The sequence below is a fragment of the Actinomadura montaniterrae genome, from assembly GCF_008923365.1.
In the GTDB taxonomy this organism is placed as follows: Bacteria; Actinomycetota; Actinomycetes; order Streptosporangiales; family Streptosporangiaceae; genus Spirillospora; species Spirillospora montaniterrae.
This window is the reverse complement of record NZ_WBMR01000505.1, coordinates 1-516: the sequence shown is the minus strand read 5'-3', so window position 1 is coordinate 516 and position 516 is coordinate 1. Positions and strand designations below refer to the sequence as shown.

1 pseudogene is annotated in these 516 nt (G+C 76.0%); it reads left to right on the top strand.

What is annotated here, in order from left to right:
• Nucleotides 1-458 (top strand): annotated as a pseudogene (locus F9B16_RS52205) (hypothetical protein); the annotation flags it as partial.
• Nucleotides 459-516: the final 58 nt, after the last annotated feature.

The following is a 516-nucleotide window of genomic DNA, read 5'->3' as shown; positions in this document are numbered from 1 at the left end:
CCGTCCTGGCGAAGGACGCCTTCACGCTCAGCAAGCTCGAGCAGCAGAACAAGGAGCTCGACCAGCAGGGCCAGGAGCTGCAGGCGCAGAACGAGGAGGAGAACTCGCCGCAGAACCTGGCGCGCAAGGCCGAGGCGCAGGGCATGGTCCAGAACAAGTACCCGCGGTTCTACTTCCCCGGCACCGGCAAGACGAGCGCGGGCGGGCTGCGGCCGGTCCCGCAGTCGGCCACCGCGTCCGCCGGTGCGGCGGCCGTCCTGGGCGTGCCCGGCACCGTGGTGCCGGGCGACGGGGTCCCGGTGCCGTCCGGCGCGACCGGTTCCGGAGGCTCCGCGCAGGGCAACGGCTCCGCACACGGCAACGGCTCGGCGCAGGGGAACGGATCGGCGCAGGGGAACGGCTCGGGGCACGGGAACACCGCGGCGCGGGGGACCGGGACCGGGAGCGGCCGGCCGTGACGCGGGGCGGCGGCCACGGCGGGGCGAGCGCCGAGGGGCGGGGGACGCGGTGACGAAG